Origin of the sequence: Winogradskyella sp. (genome assembly GCF_965228925.1) — a bacterium.
Classification (GTDB): Bacteria; Bacteroidota; Bacteroidia; order Flavobacteriales; family Flavobacteriaceae; genus Winogradskyella.
On the sequence record NZ_OZ245845.1, the window covers coordinates 4,738,336 to 4,756,144 of the forward strand.

The window sequence follows — 17,809 nt, forward strand, 5'->3', positions numbered from 1 at the left end:
ACCCTATTTATTTTCAAGTTGTGTAATTCTTTGGCTTAGAGCTTCAATAGTAGATTGTTGTTCTTGGATGGCCCTTATAAGTACAGGAATCAACTCGCTGTAGGATAAGGTCAGAAGATCATGCTCTTTTACATAATCTGTGACTTCAGGAAATACTTGCTCTACTTCTTGCGATATCAGTCCAATGGTGCGACTGTTATCATTTTGCGCTTTCATGCGATAACTCACAGGATTTAATTGCATCACTTTATCAAGTGTGCCTTGTTCTAAACTTTGAATATCACTCTTCACCCTACGATCCGAAACCGAGCTATACGCACCACTAGTCCCATTAAAACCGCCTCTAAAATTACCGTTGCGATATAGCACTAATCCGCCTCCACTAGAAGAATACAGTTGCCAAGAATTTGCATTACTAGAATTGTATATACTTAATGCATTAGAAACATCACTTGGCGTAGGTGCACTATTGCCATGTGCCACCTCTAATAGACTTGAAGGTGTATACCTCCCTACACCTATGTTCCCATTCTTTAAGATGGTTAATGCATTATTTCTATTTGTATTGTTAACACCATTGCCCACTTCAAAAAGTGGATCTGTATCAATAGAATTAATTGAATTTCCACCTCCTATATTATATCTGCCTATTGCGGTTGTATAGATGGCATCTGCATTGGTACCAAGACCCATTGCTGTAGAGGCTTGTCCAAATGCTTGTGATAATACACCCATTGCAAAAGAATTATCGCCTGAAGCCTCTGTGCCGTTCCCCATGGCTAATGAACCTGAACCAGATGCGGTAGTACTATCTCCTATAGCTAAGGAAACACTGCCAGAAGCTTCTGTATCAAATCCCATAGCAACTGAAATCAAACCTGAAGCTACTGTGTTTCTTCCCATAGCTACAGAATTATCCCCTGTCGCACCTCTAGTTGTACTAAAATTCAACTGTCTACTTAAATCAATAGCATCCTCACCTATATCTCCATAATAATTGTGGTCTTGACCTTTTAACCGCCAACCGAGTCCATTACCTTCATCTAAAGCTTCTAAACCAGTTGAGATATCAATATTGGCATCTAGGTATTCTTTTGTAACTAATGCCTTATTGTCCGTAATTTCGCCGATATCAAAACTTGGAGCGGTAATGGTCCCATTTTTAAGTACAATCAAGGCATTACTTCTATTATCAAGTGCAGGACCATTTCCAATAACAAAAAGCCGGTCTGTTTCATTCCATTGCGTGGCACCATTAGTCGCCGGAGCATAAGTATCGTTATAAGAGCCTATAACGACTTCGCCTAAAGAACCCGCTATACTATTTTGCCCAAATGCAAAAGATAAATCACCTTGGGCAGATGGTAAATTACCCATAGCAAAGGAGTAGTCACCTTCTGCTCTACTTCCTCTTCCAACAGCCAATGAATAATCGCCAGTAGCGCCATATATAGTTGATACTGCAGTCCAGTTACTAAAATCGATAGCGTTCAATCCTATATCTCCCAAGTTATCTGGATTACGCCCAATAAGTCGCCATCCTATGCCGTTACCTTCGTTTAAAGTCTCTAAGCCCGTGGAGATACTACTATTGGTATCCACATATTCTTTGGTCACTAAGGCTTTATTATCCGTGATTTCAGCTATATCAAAGCTTGGAGCAATAACTGTCCCATTCTTTAGAATTGTTAAAGCATTGCTTCTATTACTACCATCGGATCCATTCCCAATTTCAAAAAGCGGATCCGTCTCAACCCATGCTATTGGGTCTCCTCCTCCAATATTATAGCGTCCTATGCTGAATGAATTATAAGCATTGGCCAAAGTTCGTAAACCAAAGACGGTTGCTATTTCACCTGTAGCCTCAGTTGCAGATCCAAAGGCTGTTGTATAAGCACCTGAAGCAAAATTATTGCTATTGGCAGCAAAACTATTGTATCCTACATTGGCATCATCCCATCGATCTGAGAAAAAGCCTCCGGTTAAAAAACCTGCTCTAAACGCTGCTTTATCTGGAAGCCACATTAGCTTTGTTCCCGATCCTGACAAGTTGTTGCCAAAAAGCACATTTTTCCCAAAACCTACATGAAAATCAGTTGATGGGTCAGCACCAATACCTACCTTCCCATCACCCTTCATCATGAGGACATTACCATATCTTGAATTGTATATATTAAATCTGTCATTTTCAACCTGAGGTTGTGTCAATCCAGCAAGAGTCCAGTAAAAACTACCATTAGTGGTTTTATAGTTTAAACGTGCATAATCATTTTCAGCTTCACTCAAGGTAAGTTGTGGCGTAGCCACACCACTATTACTCTCTATTTCTAATTGTCCATCCGGTTGATCGCTAAGTCCAATCCCAACTGGGTCGCCTGAATTATAAATATGTGTTTCGGCTTTATCCCAATTATTATCAGCAGAGGACAATGCATACGGTACAGCCATAAATTGAGTAGTGCCTAAATCCACAAATCCACTACCGATATCAATCTGAACATTGAGGAAATGCTCCTCTGAAGCCCAGTTGATATTGGCATATGTTCCACTTGCTGGAATACCTTGGCCAATATTAAGTATGGCAATACCATTGGAATCTGTTGTTGGTGTGTGTGTTTCTGTATAGACACTGATTTGAGCGAGGCCTTGTAAAATATCTATTTGAACAGTTATGGGTTGATTGGAAATGACATTTCCTAAATTGTCCTTTACAATGGCTTTGTAATTGATACTGTTGGTTTGACCATAACCCAATGTCGAAAGAAGTACGATGAGTACAATTACGATTTTTTTCATGTCAGTTATTCTTTTTTAAAGTGAGTTCGCTTTATAATTTTATTTCGCTGAATAATACGTAGCTCGTACTGCCCTTTACTCAACTCATTAATATTGATATAAATAGTGAAGGAACTCTGTTTAGTAAGATGAGCTTCATAAAACTTCCGCTTCATACGGACCAAGTGATTTGTAATTGATCTGTAACAAAGCTAAATCGAACGAGAAAGGCTTAATGAAAGGTATGTATCAGATACTATAAATAATGTAACAGCCCAGTGAAATGCAGTGTGATTAGTGAGAACCTTTCCTTTTTTGAGCGTATTCTTTTGGGGTGCATGCGTAAACTTCCTTAAAACATCTAGAGAAATAAGATGGGTCATTAAAACCTACAGCGTACGCTATTTCTGAAACGTTAATGTTTTTTTCTTGAAGTAGTGTTGTAGCTAATATCAATCGTTGTGAACGTACAAATTCTGTTGCCGTTAGACCAGTCAAGGCTTTGAGTTTTCTGTAAAGTTGCATACGGCTCATACCTACAGCCTCGCCAAATTTTTCTGTATTAAAATCCGGATTCGTCAAATGAGCATCAAGCACATTTTCTATCTTCTCTAAAAATATCTGGTCTACATCAGATATTGCGATATCTTTTGGTTTTAATACAACCTCTTGGCTATAGCGCTTGCGCAATATCTCTCGAGAGTGAATTAGATTTTTGATTTTTTGATCGAGTAATTTTGTTTTAAATGGTTTCGTGATGTAATCGTCAGCTCCTGTCTCCAAGCCTTTAAATTGATCTTCTGCTTCAACTTTAGCCGTTAAGAGAATTATTGGAATATGTGATGTTCGTTCATCTTGCTTTAATGTTTTGCTCAATTCCAGCCCATCTGTTTCCGGCATCATAATATCGGAAATAATAATATCAGGGATATGTTTAATGGCCTTATCAATGCCATCTTTCCCGTTTATTGCTTCGATAACTTGATACTGATCTTGAAAAGATGTCTTGATAAATGCTCTGAGATCACTATTATCTTCAACAATTAATAAAAGTGGAATTTCTGAATCTAGGATGATAGCCTCAACATCAATAACATCATTTTCTTCAACTTTAGTTGAAATTGACATTTCTTCATTAAGATGTACACCGTCAAAAATTTCGATGTCCTTATAATGATTCTGAGAAATTGGAAGGGTTGCAATAAACGCAATTTTATTGGGCGCTACATTTTCAACCTTTATGCCACCATGAGAAAGCGTTAATAATTCTTTTACCAAAGACAGACCAATACCAACGCCTTGTGCGTTTTCATCTGATTGATAAAATCTATCGAAAATGCGTTCTATCTCACCCTTAGTTAAAGGAATTCCTGCGTTAGTCACCTTAATTTCGAGTTGATTATCTATGACATGGGCCTTAAAACTTACTTCTCGCTGTTGAGGTGAATACTTAAAGGCATTTGACAGTAAATTGATAACTACTTTTTCTACGACATCCTTATCAAACCAAACTTCATCTATATCTTGGACTGTGCTATTATAAATGATATTCTTTTTCACTGCGATATGCTCAAAAGACGACACAATGGATTTTAGCAATTGCGTAATATTACCTTTTTTCACCTTTAATTTCAGATGGCCTGATTCTAATTTAGAGAGGTCAAGTAATTGATCAACGAGATTCAATAAACGACTAGAATTGCTTTTCATCATCAAAAGCTCATTTCGCTCATCGGTGCTTAATGAGTCATCTTGAAGGCGCTTTTCTAAAGGGCCAGAAATAAGCGTCAGAGGTGTTCGGAACTCGTGGGAAATATTTGCAAAAAATTGAGATTTAAACTTATCCAATTCTCGCAACTTTTCATTTGCCTTTTTTCTGGAATAGAATAAGAAATAAAATAATGTGCCCAATAATGTGGTTAATAGCAAGCCAGCCACCAACAAATTGCGCTGATTGACTTTCTGTTGTTTTTCTAACTGGTTTTGCGATTTGAGCAAGGCGATTTCCTGTTCCTTTTTTTCGGTTTCATACTTTGTTTCAGCATCTCGAGATAGTTTTCGATTAGCATTTCTAACAAGCTTCATTTTTAATCGGTAGGCCTCTTTAAAATAATTGGCAGCCGATTCATAATTTTTTAAATCAAGATGACAATACCCTAGTTCTCTAATTAAGCGTTGGTACAAATCCGTTTCTCTATCTTCTGGGAGAAGGGTCTTGTAAATGTCCAACGCTTCCTGATTCGTCTTAAGGGCACTTTCACAATCTCCTAGATAAGCACCTTGAAAAATCCCATAGTACGTAATGGCTTCAGGCCATCTACGTTTATCCTTAATACGCTTTGAATATTCAATGTTCTTCAAAAACGCTTCTTTGGCTTTTTCTAGACTATCAGTTGCCTTATAATATGATGTAGCAATAAGATACAACCTAGCTGCATGTTTAGGGATGTCCTCCTTAACATAATAAGCCAAACCCAAATCGATGTACTTTTTTGCCTCTTCCACCTCACCCACCAGTCCACTGACATCACATAAATACACATAAGTTAAATGTATGAGCTCTTGCGAATTCAGTGATTTAGCCTGTACTAATGCCTCATGTAACAAATCATATGATCGTTTTGAACTTTCCTTAGTAAACACCATTCTCGAGATCTCAGAACGCCTAATGAGTGCCTTAACGGTTGACGCACTAAAGTGATTATACGTTCGTGAAATTGAGTCTACTTTAAGGCAAAACTTAAGCGCAGCATTCTTATTATCACTGCGATTTAAAATATCAGCTTGAGTATAATATAGATCCATTAGTCGCCGCCAATCCTCGGTGTTTAATGCAGCTTTTTTGGCAAGTTCGAAGAACTGGATTGAATCATTACTAGTGCTTCTATATTTAGAAGTTAGCGCTATTAAAGCCGATTCAATAAGAAGCGAATCTGTTTTTGCAAACTGAAACATCTTGAACGCCGCTTTACTATACTTATAGGCACTGTCATACGCTGCAGCTTTAAGAAACTTATCAGATAAGGTCAGATATTGGTTGCCCAAATGGTCATTTTCATTCTGACTTGCCAACTTGAGAGCACAGAAAAATAACGCGAATAATAGTAATCGGTTCATACGGAATCAATACTACATAAATATACAGAATTGCCATAAAAATATTCGCCCAATTACTATAACTTTTGTAACCTGAAGCGTTACATTTATCTTATAGTTTTAAGGTATCCAAGCTTTGTAATTTACTTCTCGTCACTATTAGATTGAGGATTTTTACAACACACATATATTTTTCCTCACTGGAAGCTTAAGGATTAGTTGCTCATAAATTAGCAGTATTAAAGACCTTGAAAAATAGTCAAAAACTCCTTATCACATTTGGTCATGGGTTCTATTTGTAGCGTGAACACACCTGCACCTCGTCTAGGCAGACACACAGGATTAACCCTGTTCCAATAGCTATCGAGACAGGTTGGGCGTAGCGGGAAACCGAGTTATAGTTTACCAAAGGGATACCTTTTCGCATTCACCAATGTATGCATTCAAAACACCTATCAATTCTGCGTTTTTACCTTTAAATTCAAACTCAACGCAATGAGTATTATGGCCATACCTAAAATAATAAACACACCATAGTCCTCTTTAAAATATAGAATACCAATACCAGTTGTGAATATCACCTCCAAGTATTTAAAGGGTGCTATTTTGTTGGTTTCACACTGTTGAAATCCTTTAGTCATATACAATTGCGCAAAGTAACCGAAAACGCCAAGGCTCATTAAAACGAGCCATTCTCGACCTACAGGATGTACCCAGTCTGTTAGCGCTATTAATCCGCAAACAACAGAAGATATAACCATAAAATAATTAACGATAACAACAGGATGTTCAGCAGCTCCAATTTTTCGGATGGTGACATAGACAAGACCTGCAAATACAGCTGATATTAAGGCATAAGTAGTTCCCCCGATTTGAAACTGGGTATCCGCCCCTTTAATGATGAAAACACCCAAAAAAGCGATTCCAAAATAAACCCACTGTACCATTTTTATATTTTCTTTTAAATAGAATAAGGCAAAAATCGCAGCAAAAATAGGGGCGATATATCTAATAGAAACTGCAGCACCCATAGCGGTGTGCTTTAAAGCGAGAAAGAAAAACAGCATGGAAATGAGTCCATATATACTCCGCATTACCAACAATCCCCTTTTTTTACCGAGCATAGGGATTTTTGACTTTAATAAAAATGGAATGGTAAAAAACAAAGAGCCTGCGGCTCTAAAGAACACAATCTGATATACGCTAAAACCCTCTAGTGATTTAACAAATACATTTAGCAAGGTAAATGCCAAAGCACTTATGGTCATATATAGGATTCCTTTTTTCAGAAAGTTGAGGAGGTTTTGAGAATTAACTCTTGTTATGATTGAATCGGTATTTGCGATTTTACAAATTCAGATAAACCGTTATCCGTAAGCCTTTCAATATTTTTTGTAGACAGTCTTCCATTAAGGTTTATAGGAATTATTGGCGTTTTTAGTAAATTTCCTTGTGGACGCGTTTCTGAGGCATTGGAAATAATGAATATCCCGTCAACAGATCCATCATTTAAACTTTTGATATAGTTGCTCTCGGACTTGCTGGAGTTGAATGTCTGATACAATAAAACCCTGAAACCGGCATTTATTGCCTTGCGTTGTAAATGATATAATGCCTGATTGTATTTTGAGATTGTAACCGTTGGTAATATAATGGCTATGGATTTCTTCTTTTTCCCTCTTAAGGCAAGCGCATAGTTATTAGGAATATAATTGAATTTCCTTGCAATACCTTTAATGGTATTACGCGTTTCAAGGCTGATATCATTTTTATCGTTAAGTGCCTTGGATACGGTAGAAACCGAATATCCAGACATGGAGGATATTTCTTTAATGGTGAGCCCCACAAGTTTTAAGTTAAGGTTTTAAAGATTTGATTATTTCCAGAGCCTTTCTGGTATCTGATTCGATTTTGTCCAAATCATACTTACCTTCATTATTTTTTGCAATGAGCTTAGAACCCATTCCGACACATGTAACACCAGCCTCAAACCAGCCTTCAAGATTATCTTTAGTGGGCGAAACCCCACCAGTAGGCATAATACTTGTCCAAGGTTGCGGCCCTTTTATGGCCTTTACAAAACTTGGCCCATAAATACCTCCTGGAAATAATTTCACGATTTCACAACCCAGCTCTTCCGCTTTACATATTTCGGTGAGTGAACCACATCCAGGAGACCATAATACTTTTCTCCTATTGCAAACCATAGCGATATCTTCACGTAATACTGGGGTTACAATAAAATTGGCTCCGAGTGCCATAAATCTTGACGCACTAGCGGCATCGGTTACGGACCCAACACCCATAATCATTTCTGGCAGTTCCTTTATAACATATGTATTCAATGCTCCAAAAACCTCATGGGCAAAGTCGCCCCGCGCCGTAAATTCTAGTAGTCTCGCCCCTCCATCATAAACGGCCTTCACTACTTTTTTACTCAGCTCTAAGTCATTATTATAAAACAACGGAACTAGTCCTGTTTGCTTCATAACGCTTGCCACTTCTATTCTCGAAAATTTCGCCATACTACTATCTTGCTACTCGCCCTGAGGCATCACCGCCCATTAACTTTTCTACTTCAGCTACGGTTACTAAATTTGCATCACCTTTAATGGTATGTTTTAAACACGATGCCGCAACTGCAAAATCCAAAGCATTTTGGTCGTCTTCAGGATATTTCAACAATCCATAAATAAGTCCTCCCATAAATGAGTCGCCACCACCAACACGATCTACAATATCCGTAATCTGATATTGCCTAGTCTCATACATCGTACTACCATCATACAAAACGCCGGCCCAAGTATTATGGGATGCTGATATCGAACCTCTTAAAGTGGTAATAACTTTCTTAGCTCTTGGAAATTTCTGCATCATTTGCTTACATACGGATAAAAAAGCTTCTGCTTTTACATCATGACCGTGTTTATGCACATCGAGTCCTTCAGGATGTATTCCAAAATGTTTTTCTGCATCTTCTTCATTACCAAGAACAATATCGCAGTAGGAGGTCAATTCAGTCATAATTTTTTCCCTTTGTGCATCATCACAATAGTTCCATAATTTAGCCCTGTAATTCAAATCCGTCGAAATGGTTACGCCCATTTCACTCGCTACACGCACGGCCTCTAAGCAAGCATCCGCCGCTCCCTGAGAAATTGCTGGTGTAATACCTGTCCAGTGAAACCAACTGACATCTTGGAAGACGGATGTCCAATCAATCATTCCAGGTTCAATTTCAGAAATAGCCGAATGTGCTCTATCATAGACGACCTTACTACCTCTACTGACGGCTCCTGTTTCTAAGAAGTAAATGCCTAAGCGTTCTCCACCATATATAATATGATCTACGCCAACACCTCTTTTTCGCATTTCCATCATGGCACATTGACCTAAATCATTTTGAGGTAATCGGGTAACAAAGTCAACTGGTACGCCATAGTTGGCTAGTGACACAGCAACATTAGACTCCCCACCACCGTAGACAACGTCAAAGCTTGTCGTTTGAGAAAATCTCAGAAAACCAGGTGGAGCTAACCTCAGCATGATCTCACCGAAGGTGACTACTTTTTTCATTTGATCGATTTTGATATTTAGTTTTTACTATAACTACTTAATTCGCAACGATTAAATCCCAAGAGCCTGACCGCCTCCAATTTGAATCGTTTCGGCAGTAATAAATGACGCATCTTTACTGGCTAAAAAGGAAATAACTCCTGCAACATCTTCTGGCTGTCCTAGCCGTCCTAACATGATGTTATTGGCCCATGATGCAAAAACTTCTGGTTTAGTCGCTTTTATTTGCGCATGAAAAGGCGTATCGATAGTACCTGGAGACACAGCATTTACGCGTATACCGTACTCTGCCAAATCCTTAGCTAAGGCTCGGGTAATGGCATGGACACCTGCTTTAGAAGTGCCATAAATCCCAGCACCAGGTCCGCCAGCGGTCCAACCTGCATTAGAAGTATAGTTAATTATGGAAGGGTGTTCTCCTTTCTTAAGGAATGGAATTGCTGCTCTTGAAGCAAAAAACACGGAGTCTAAATTTAAGGCCATAACGAATCTGTAAAATTCAGTTGTCATCTCTTCAAATCGAGATCTGCCGCCCAGGCCACCTGCATTATTTACGAGAACATCTATTTTTCCATATTTTTCACCAATATTGGTAATGTTGGAAACAACTTGTTCTTCATTAGTGACATCGAAGCCATAATATTCGGCATTTATCCCTGCATCCGTTAATTCTTTTAATCGTTCTGCACCGGCCGCGTCATCGATTCCATTTAATACTACCGTATATCCATCTTCACCCAATCTTTTGGCTACCGAGAAACCTATACCGCCTGTTGCCCCTGTTACTATTGCTATTTTACTCATTTGTTTTTTGCTTTAATTTAAATGTTGTTGATGTTACGTTTTAAATGTTGATTCATGAATTTTGAATCCGTTGAATTTTAGGAATCAGTACCCAAACGGAGAGGATAACTATACCTACCAGTGCTGCCCCTATGAGGAACACAAAGGAGTACTTATCCACGGGTAATTTATCTCCGATATACCAAGTTAAGATGGCCGCAGCGAATTTTGCGGACATACCAGCAAGTCCAGATAGTGTGCCTACGGATTTTCCACTTAAGAGGTCACTAGGTAAGGTCTGAATATTACCGATGGCTGTTTGAAAACCAAATAAGATAACGGCCATAATGACAACAGCAATCAAGGCATTTCCTGGAGAACTCAATGCCAATAATGCAGGTAGCATTATTGCACATCCGATACCGATAGTCATTTTTCGCACCTTATTGACACTCCATCCTTTCTTGAAAAAGGCTTTGGCAAGGAGGCCTCCAAACCACGCTCCTATCATGGCTCCTAAAAACGGTACCCAACCGTATTTTGTAATCCCTGCGATATCCATATTAAATACATTGACCAAATAATTTGGAATCCAAATCACAAAAATCCACCATATAGGATCTATAGCGGCTGAGGCTATGATGACACCCCAACTTTGTTTTAAACTCAGAATTTTGCCATAGCTCAGACTCTTCTCGACCTCGGAACCATCAGCTTTAACAGCTTCATTTTCCTGACCGTCCAGAATGTATTTTTTTTCCTTATCTGTAATCCAAGGGTGCTTTTTGGGGGTCGTTTTTGCATAAATCATCCAAGGTATTAACCATAAAAACCCAAGTGTTGCAATGATTAAAAAAACCAATTGCCAGTGTAATTTTTGTGCTAAAAAGCCTATGGCCGGTATGGAAATCATGGCACCAAAGGATGCCCCAAAATTAAATATGCCCTGTGCAACGGCCCTTTCCTGTGTTGGGAACCACTCCGCATTACCTTTAGCCGCTCCAGGCCAATTACCCGCCTCAGACAAGCCTAATAAAACTCTGACAAAGGTGAAGCCTGCAAACCCCTTTACTAAAGCATGTAAAGCTGTTGCTAGTGACCAAAACCCTATAGATAGTACAAAACCAATGCGCGTGCCCAGCTTATCAAATATTCTACCAAATAATGCTTGCCCAAGGGCATATGCAATAATAAAATAGAAACCGATGCGTCCATACACCTTTTTGCGACCTTCTTGGTCTAATTCAGGATATAGTTCTTCGGCAATACCTGCTTCCCAAAGTACCGAAAACGCTTGTCTATCTATATAGTTTATAATGGCGGCTAGGGCAATTAAGCCTATAATCCACCACCTCAATCCTTTAACTTTCATATTTTGATATAGGGTTAGGGTCTCTTAGACATTATAGCAGTACTGATATAAAACGCTAAAATGTTCTTTCATTTTTTGTTTGGCCAGCTTGGGGTCCTGCTGCTTTATGGCATCATATATGGCTTGATGCTCTTGAATACCTTTGGTCGCTAAATCTTTATCACAGACGTGATATTTTTCAAAATTTGTGATGATTCCCGGAGTAATAATCAGCATAAATGTGTTCATCGTGCTATTGCCACTAGCCTTTGCTATAGCTAAATGGAATAACAAGTCCTCTTGAACGGCATCTTTACCTTCAAGCACTTTTTTAGTATAAGCATCTAAGGAAGCCTTCATTTTTTCCAGATCGTCATCTGTTCTCCGTAAAGCTGCCAATCTTACCGTTTTTAACTCTAAAAGAATTCTGGTTTCTACTAAAGATTTAAAATCCGGATCCTCGAGTCGCAAAATATCCTCTATCATACCGTTAATGGCAATGACACCAATATTGGCGACAAAAGTTCCACTTTGAGGAATGGATTTCAGGATGCCATAAAATTCTAGTTTTTGAATCGCTTCCCTAATATTACTTCGCGTTACACCAAATTTCTCAGAAAGCATTCTTTCTGAAGGCAACTTATCTCCGGGTTCGAGATTTTTATAGTTAATGAGATCCCTAATTTTAGCGATTATTGACTTTTGAAGGATTAAACCTTCCATTTTTTGTAGTGTTTCTAATTTCATACTATAAATTTCTACTAACTGGTTAACCAGATTTTTCTTCTTAAATTTATATAAATTAAATCATATCAGATAATTATTTCGCATTAGTTTTAACCTTTTAAACAGAACGCTCCGCTTTTTTGGACTATGAGCGAAGCGCTCGTTATAATCAACTAACTCAAATACGATACTCAACTCAATGACTAACTTCTAATTCATAATATCTCACTTTGGCATAGGCGCCCTCATCTCTCGTCTGAAAATAATTTCCTGCTTTAAAGTAGTTTTCAAATACCCCCCATTTCTTCATATGAATATTTTCATATACTTTATATTCATTGCCATTTAAGCCAATCACCATTTTGCCATCAGACACTTTAACCTCTAATGTAAACTTTCTAAAACCCACTTCTTCTTCAAAATTAAATCCTTCATCATCACCCCAGGCATCTTCATGAAGAATTTCGGGTTCTACGGCGTTGATATTTTTCAAGACTTTTGTCTTTACTCTCACCTTGCCTTTATCCCAATAAATTTTTAATATGGGCGGTGCATTATTATCGTCTTCTCCAATTAAATCGCGTTGTTCATTCGTTAAACGTCCATGAATTTGCATAATGATCACCCGATGGTATTTGCCCTCATCATCACGAGTTACTTCATCCATGGCCAACTTTCCCTTCATGTAAGCCCCATCCTTAAAGGTCCAATTCACGTTATTGTCTCCCGGTACCATTTGCTCTCTCAGCTCAGACCGCGTATACTTCGTATTCTTGGTTTTAGACGCCGTGGGCATAGCGTGAAATACTATAGCCCCTTTTGTGGAGTCGATATACATATAAGGCCTCGCAATCTCATTTGATGCAAAATCCAATATTTCTGGTGGCTCGATCTCATAAGGCTTCCCTCTATCATTAGTCACTGGTAAGGTCACTTTCCAATGGCTTAAATCAATCTTTGGTAGCTTATACTTTTTTTTACGCTTCTTCTTTTTCTTTTTTCTTTTTGTGTCTTTTTTTAGCTCTGAAACCGTAGTGTCATTTTGGTTGGTTTGACATACCACCGTATTACAGCTCAGCAGCAAAACAATCACCGTGAAAAAAAGGATACGTAAATCATTAAATATGTGCATCAAAACTTTTTTCATTCATCCTTAATTAAGGTGTAGTAATTACAACATCAGTTATAAATACTTCATTACTCGAGGTTACTGTATTGGTTGGTACAAAATAGAAAATAACGAATTTCTGATCTGTTGACACCAGTATATCATTAGTGTTTTCATCGACGCGATCTTGTGGAAAACTAAAGGCTGCGTCAGCATTGAAACTAAATGAAACCTGTTGCCAATTATCTATAGCATCCGAGACAACCTCGTAGCTTGCTAAGGTCAAGGCCGCTAAATCATTATCACTAGACGGTTCATCTGATAAAATGTAGAACGTACCTTCCACATCACCAACAGGCGTACTTTCGGACTTAACAAATACAGAAATTGAATACCCTTCTACACCTATTTCTATTTCAAAAGGCTGATAAGCTCTTTCACCTGAACTATCGAATTTGAGCGATCGTCCAGAGGTGCCACCTGCGGATTGTGCATCTGTTCCTGATGAACTTGCCTTATCTGTCGTTCCTGAACCGCCATTATTAGCGGGGTTCGACACCCAAGCTTCTAAGTCATCATTTCTCCAAAAATTAAAAGGTGTTGGCGACCCATCATTGAAGGAATTATCAGGATCTACGGTCCATGCATCAACAAGGTCGTTATTATTATTTTCGGCGGTCGGATAGGTCTCAAAGTCTGCATTTTGAATAACAGCATCGAAAGTAGCCATAACGCCACCAACAGGGACCTGAATCGTTATATCTCTCGCCACTCCAGCTTCATTAGTCGTTGTTAAGGTAACATTATACGTTCCTGCTGCTGCATAGGTATGTGTTGGATTGAGTTCTGTAGAGGTATTACCATCACCAAACTCCCAAAAATGACTAACTGCAAGCAATGAATCGTCTGTAAACTGCACTGTTAAATCTGAAGTCGTAAATGTAAAATTCGGAACGGTAGATAACACCAAACCTTCTATGCTTTTAGTTACAGAAAATTCTCTATCTAAAAAATTGGTAACGGTAAGTGTCGCCTGAAAGGTGTCTTCTGTTAAGTAGAAGTGTATGGGATTGAACTCAGGATCTTCTTCTGTATTTTCCTCACTATTCCATGTGACCGAATCCCCATCTCCAAAATCCCAAACCAAACTTTTGGCTCCGGTCGTCAAGTTACTGAATGTCACTTCTGTATCTACTATGGCCACCTCAAAATCTATAAATACAGGTGACACCTGAGCTGTTGCTGTGGCCTCAAGTCCGTCTGAACTTAAAGTAGTTAATGTTACTGTATATAAGCCACCTGTAGCATAGGTATAATCCACATTTTCTTGAGTCGATGTATTACCATCTCCAAAGTCCCATAAAAATGAAACCGCATCGGTTGAAAAACTCCTGAAAAATATGGTTAAACTATTATCGGCGTCCGTACTTGTCGTAAATAGGGTATTAGGTTGAATATTATTTATATTCCCAGATGGTGGAACAAACTCTTCAAACCCATCATCATAGCATGCGTTTAGCGCAAGCACACACACTACTGTGAAAATACCTAAAAACCCTTTTTTTATTTTTGTATTCATAATTATCATATTTATTGCACGACTACGATATTAAATGCGTCTAATCGGGCTTCGTCACCTGAGTTATTTGCAAAGATTATTACAGATTCATGCTCTCCTGCTTCAAAGCTTATGGAGTGTTGTTGAAATACATTAACAACGCGACCTGCATTGGTATCTATTCTAGAGGCAATTATATTTTCTTCTAACTGTGCCTCGCTAAAACTTGAAGTATTAGGCGCTAAAATTGAAACCTTCATTTGGCCATCAGCATCTAAATTGAACGCACTGAAATAGGTGATTACATATTGTGCACCTGGCGTCACCTCGATTTCTTGATAAGCTACCCTATCTCCTCCTGCTGGAAATTTCGCAGCTTGTACGCCATCTGGTAATTCGGGCCCTTCCCCTGGACTCGTATCTGTATTAATTTGTATAACTGTTGTACCGCCTCCTAACGGACTCCAAGCTGCATTGCTCGGTACGCGCCACGAATCCCTACCATCGCCTGTCCCATCAAACAGACTATTATCCTCAAAGCTAGGTTCTGCAATTTCTGGTACAGGAATCATTGGAACAGCTTGTAACACAGTAATAGCTCTTTCCGTAGATTCCGACTTCCCTAAATTATCAGTTACTGTAAGCCCTACATTATAGGTACCAGGGCCTGGAAATTCAATGATTAATTCTCTATCTTCTAAAGTGGCTTCATCTAATGCTAAAATTTGTGCTTCTAAATCAGCGACATTCTGAAGGGTCTCATCAGACAGTGCATTTTGCGCCTCTGTTAATGCGATTTGTAAAGCCGCAATTTCGGCCTGCATCACGGCTACCCTTGCTGGGTCATCCTCACAAGGTATCTTAAATTCCAATTCAGCGATATCTTCTTCGATAGCAATAACATCGGTTAACTCCGCTTCTATTAGTAATTGAAGAATGGGTAAATCCTTATTGATTAAAAGTATGTTCACGGCATTTCCATCCGTATCCGTTACACTCCACAAATACTGTGTGCCATTTACGGCTAGATTAGAGCCCGCCTGAAAATTGAATTGATAGTTTGACGATAATTCATTTTCTTCACAATCAAACTCAGCAAACGTCTCATCACTAAAATTATAAAATGGTGTTGGACCAGTAATGTCCTCTAAATCACCTACATCCGCTAAGTCATCACTTACGCAAGCAAACAATGACAATAGCATTAGCAATAAGCCGCTTAAAGTTAACCTATTGATTTTCATAATTATGTCGTTTTTAATACCCATTATTTTGTGTGTAAAAATTTGGTAAGTTATCTATTTCCCTTTGTGGAAAAGGAAGATACTTTCTATCTGATGTATAACTTAAACTGTTATCAATTGAAAACTGTTGCAACACTTCATCGGCTTGACCGAATCGAATTAAATCATACAATCGTTGATTTTCATAAACAAATTCTGCTCGTCTTTCGTCTAAAAGTTCCTGTTTTGTCAAAACTGCAAAGGCTTCTTCAAGTCCAGCTCTAACTCTTACCTGATTATAGGCGTCAATGGCTCTTTGATCTGTTGTACTTTCTGATCCACCTAATATCGCTTCAGCATATAATAGCAGTACATCTGCGTATCTTAAGATAATCCAATCATTATCACCAATCTCACCATCCGTCGGAAATTTTGCGTTATATGTGTCATTTGTGATATCATCAGTATTTACGGTTATTGCTCTAAAAGTCACTGGAAATCTCACAGGCTGCAACTCGGCTGTCATAATATCTAATAACTCAAGTGTCGCAATGTTTACACCATTAGACGGTCCTTGCAAGGTCATAGCAAAACTATGAGACTCGGAATCTGTTTCCACTTGATCATCTAGACCGCTATCACTAGTGACGTAATTATCACTACTTACCAAGTCATAAGCAATTGAAAATATGATTTCATCATTTATCTCTAAACCTGGATTGTTAGACCACTCTCCATTAAGTACTGAGGTACCTTCTAGCTCAGAAAATTCTATTGGTATATCATTACCAAAAATTCTACCGAAATCTAAGGCTAAATTCGCATGATACTCACGTTCTGAGACTATGCCATCACCGGTAAAATCCTGAGCACTACCAAATTCTGTAAATAGCAAATCGTAGCCAAAAGACGTATTATTTTCTACGACAGATGCCAATAATAACTCAGCCTCTGCATAATTAGGATTCGGCTGACTCAAATAGGCCTTGGCTGCCAAACATATAGCTGCACCTTCTGTTGGTCGATACCTATTTTGTTCACCGCCATTTAAAAACGCGATTGAGGTTCTAAAATCATCAATAATTCTATCATAAACCTCTGCTTCTGGCAATTGTGGATAATCCCTAGCTTCATCGCTATTCGGATCTAAGACTGTATCGATATACGGTACGTTTTGGTAAGCTCTAACCAAATTAAAATGACATAATGCTCTCATAAAATAAGCCTCACCAACCGTGTACTGTAGATCTTCAGGAGCCAAAAACCGATTGTCAATAATGGTATTGGCATGCTTAATGGTCGCCATATTATTGGAATAGTAAGTCGCAACATCCCCATTATTGGGATCTACATTATATCTAGCAATTTCCGGGAAGTTTCCATTTTCGGTGTTTGCTCGCGAATTATCGGACCTCAATTCTATCAATAGAAACTCATTTGCTGGCACTTTCTGATAGGCATCTAAAACACCATTGGCCAGTAAATAAAAGCCGTTTTCCGTTTGTAATAATTCTTCTAAAGAAAGTGCCGTCGGGTTGCTTAAGTCTAATTCTTCCTCACAACTTGTAAACATTGCGAAAAGCGAAAAACAAAAGCTAATTAGTATGATATTA

Annotated in this window: 13 protein-coding genes; all 13 read right to left on the minus strand. The window is 38.5% G+C overall.

Annotated features, from left to right (window positions below):
• Positions 1-3: 3 nt before the first annotated feature.
• On the minus strand, positions 4-2,796 hold the full coding sequence (locus ACO052_RS19505) for a tail fiber domain-containing protein (RefSeq protein WP_422105478.1): 2,793 nt from the start codon (positions 2,794-2,796) through the stop codon (positions 4-6).
• 273 nt (positions 2,797-3,069) lie between these two features.
• Positions 3,070-5,892, minus strand: a complete 2,823-nt coding sequence (locus ACO052_RS19510) for a response regulator (RefSeq protein WP_422105479.1) — start codon at positions 5,890-5,892, stop codon at positions 3,070-3,072.
• A 434-nt stretch (positions 5,893-6,326) separates the two neighbouring features.
• Positions 6,327-7,139 (minus strand): DMT family transporter, encoded by an 813-nt coding sequence (locus ACO052_RS19515; protein WP_422105481.1) that lies wholly within the window; start codon positions 7,137-7,139, stop codon positions 6,327-6,329.
• A 53-nt stretch (positions 7,140-7,192) separates the two neighbouring features.
• On the minus strand, positions 7,193-7,717 hold the full coding sequence (locus ACO052_RS19520) for a LacI family DNA-binding transcriptional regulator (protein ID WP_422105482.1): 525 nt from the start codon (positions 7,715-7,717) through the stop codon (positions 7,193-7,195).
• Positions 7,718-7,727: 10 nt separating this feature from the next.
• A complete protein-coding gene (locus ACO052_RS19525; protein ID WP_422105483.1) occupies positions 7,728-8,396 on the minus strand; it encodes a bifunctional 4-hydroxy-2-oxoglutarate aldolase/2-dehydro-3-deoxy-phosphogluconate aldolase in 669 nt (222 codons plus the stop codon).
• Between the two features lie 4 nt (positions 8,397-8,400).
• Positions 8,401-9,447, minus strand: a complete 1,047-nt coding sequence (locus ACO052_RS19530; protein ID WP_422105484.1) for a PfkB family carbohydrate kinase — start codon at positions 9,445-9,447, stop codon at positions 8,401-8,403.
• 51 nt (positions 9,448-9,498) lie between these two features.
• Positions 9,499-10,251 (minus strand): SDR family NAD(P)-dependent oxidoreductase, encoded by a 753-nt coding sequence (locus ACO052_RS19535; RefSeq protein ID WP_422105485.1) that lies wholly within the window; start codon positions 10,249-10,251, stop codon positions 9,499-9,501.
• 52 nt (positions 10,252-10,303) lie between these two features.
• The gene (locus tag ACO052_RS19540; RefSeq protein WP_422105486.1) at positions 10,304-11,602 is read right to left on the minus strand and encodes an MFS transporter; all 1,299 of its coding nucleotides are present in this window, start codon (positions 11,600-11,602) and stop codon (positions 10,304-10,306) included.
• A gap of 24 nt (positions 11,603-11,626) precedes the next feature.
• Positions 11,627-12,328, minus strand: a complete 702-nt coding sequence (locus ACO052_RS19545) for a FadR/GntR family transcriptional regulator (protein ID WP_422105487.1) — start codon at positions 12,326-12,328, stop codon at positions 11,627-11,629.
• Positions 12,329-12,503: 175 nt separating this feature from the next.
• Positions 12,504-13,454 (minus strand): polysaccharide lyase family 7 protein, encoded by a 951-nt coding sequence (locus ACO052_RS19550; protein WP_422105488.1) that lies wholly within the window; start codon positions 13,452-13,454, stop codon positions 12,504-12,506.
• Between the two features lie 10 nt (positions 13,455-13,464).
• On the minus strand, positions 13,465-14,994 hold the full coding sequence (locus tag ACO052_RS19555; RefSeq protein ID WP_422105489.1) for a PKD domain-containing protein: 1,530 nt from the start codon (positions 14,992-14,994) through the stop codon (positions 13,465-13,467).
• An 11-nt stretch (positions 14,995-15,005) separates the two neighbouring features.
• Positions 15,006-16,217 carry a hypothetical protein gene (locus ACO052_RS19560; protein WP_422105490.1) on the minus strand — a complete coding sequence of 404 codons (1,212 nt, stop codon included), beginning with the start codon at positions 16,215-16,217 and terminating at the stop codon, positions 15,006-15,008.
• A gap of 13 nt (positions 16,218-16,230) precedes the next feature.
• A complete protein-coding gene (locus tag ACO052_RS19565) occupies positions 16,231-17,769 on the minus strand; it encodes a RagB/SusD family nutrient uptake outer membrane protein (protein WP_422105491.1) in 1,539 nt (512 codons plus the stop codon).
• Positions 17,770-17,809: the final 40 nt, after the last annotated feature.

Bases quoted from the DNA above. Each gene is read 5' to 3' on its own strand.
- ACO052_RS19510 (WP_422105479.1), bottom strand. From the start codon at position 5,892: ATGAACCGATTACTATTATTCGCGTTATTTTTCTGTGCTCTCAAGTTG.
- ACO052_RS19540 (WP_422105486.1), bottom strand. From the start codon at position 11,602: ATGAAAGTTAAAGGATTGAGGTGGTGGATTATAGGCTTAATTGCCCTA.
- ACO052_RS19505 (WP_422105478.1), bottom strand. From the start codon at position 2,796: ATGAAAAAAATCGTAATTGTACTCATCGTACTTCTTTCGACATTGGGT.
- ACO052_RS19530 (WP_422105484.1), bottom strand. From the start codon at position 9,447: ATGAAAAAAGTAGTCACCTTCGGTGAGATCATGCTGAGGTTAGCTCCA.
- ACO052_RS19565 (WP_422105491.1), bottom strand. From the start codon at position 17,769: ATGTTTACAAGTTGTGAGGAAGAATTAGACTTAAGCAACCCGACGGCA.
- ACO052_RS19560 (WP_422105490.1), bottom strand. From the start codon at position 16,217: ATGAAAATCAATAGGTTAACTTTAAGCGGCTTATTGCTAATGCTATTG.
- ACO052_RS19545 (WP_422105487.1), bottom strand. From the start codon at position 12,328: ATGAAATTAGAAACACTACAAAAAATGGAAGGTTTAATCCTTCAAAAG.
- ACO052_RS19515 (WP_422105481.1), bottom strand. From the start codon at position 7,139: ATGACCATAAGTGCTTTGGCATTTACCTTGCTAAATGTATTTGTTAAA.
- ACO052_RS19525 (WP_422105483.1), bottom strand. From the start codon at position 8,396: ATGGCGAAATTTTCGAGAATAGAAGTGGCAAGCGTTATGAAGCAAACA.
- ACO052_RS19550 (WP_422105488.1), bottom strand. From the start codon at position 13,454: ATGAAAAAAGTTTTGATGCACATATTTAATGATTTACGTATCCTTTTT.
- ACO052_RS19535 (WP_422105485.1), bottom strand. From the start codon at position 10,251: ATGAGTAAAATAGCAATAGTAACAGGGGCAACAGGCGGTATAGGTTTC.
- ACO052_RS19555 (WP_422105489.1), bottom strand. From the start codon at position 14,994: ATGAATACAAAAATAAAAAAAGGGTTTTTAGGTATTTTCACAGTAGTG.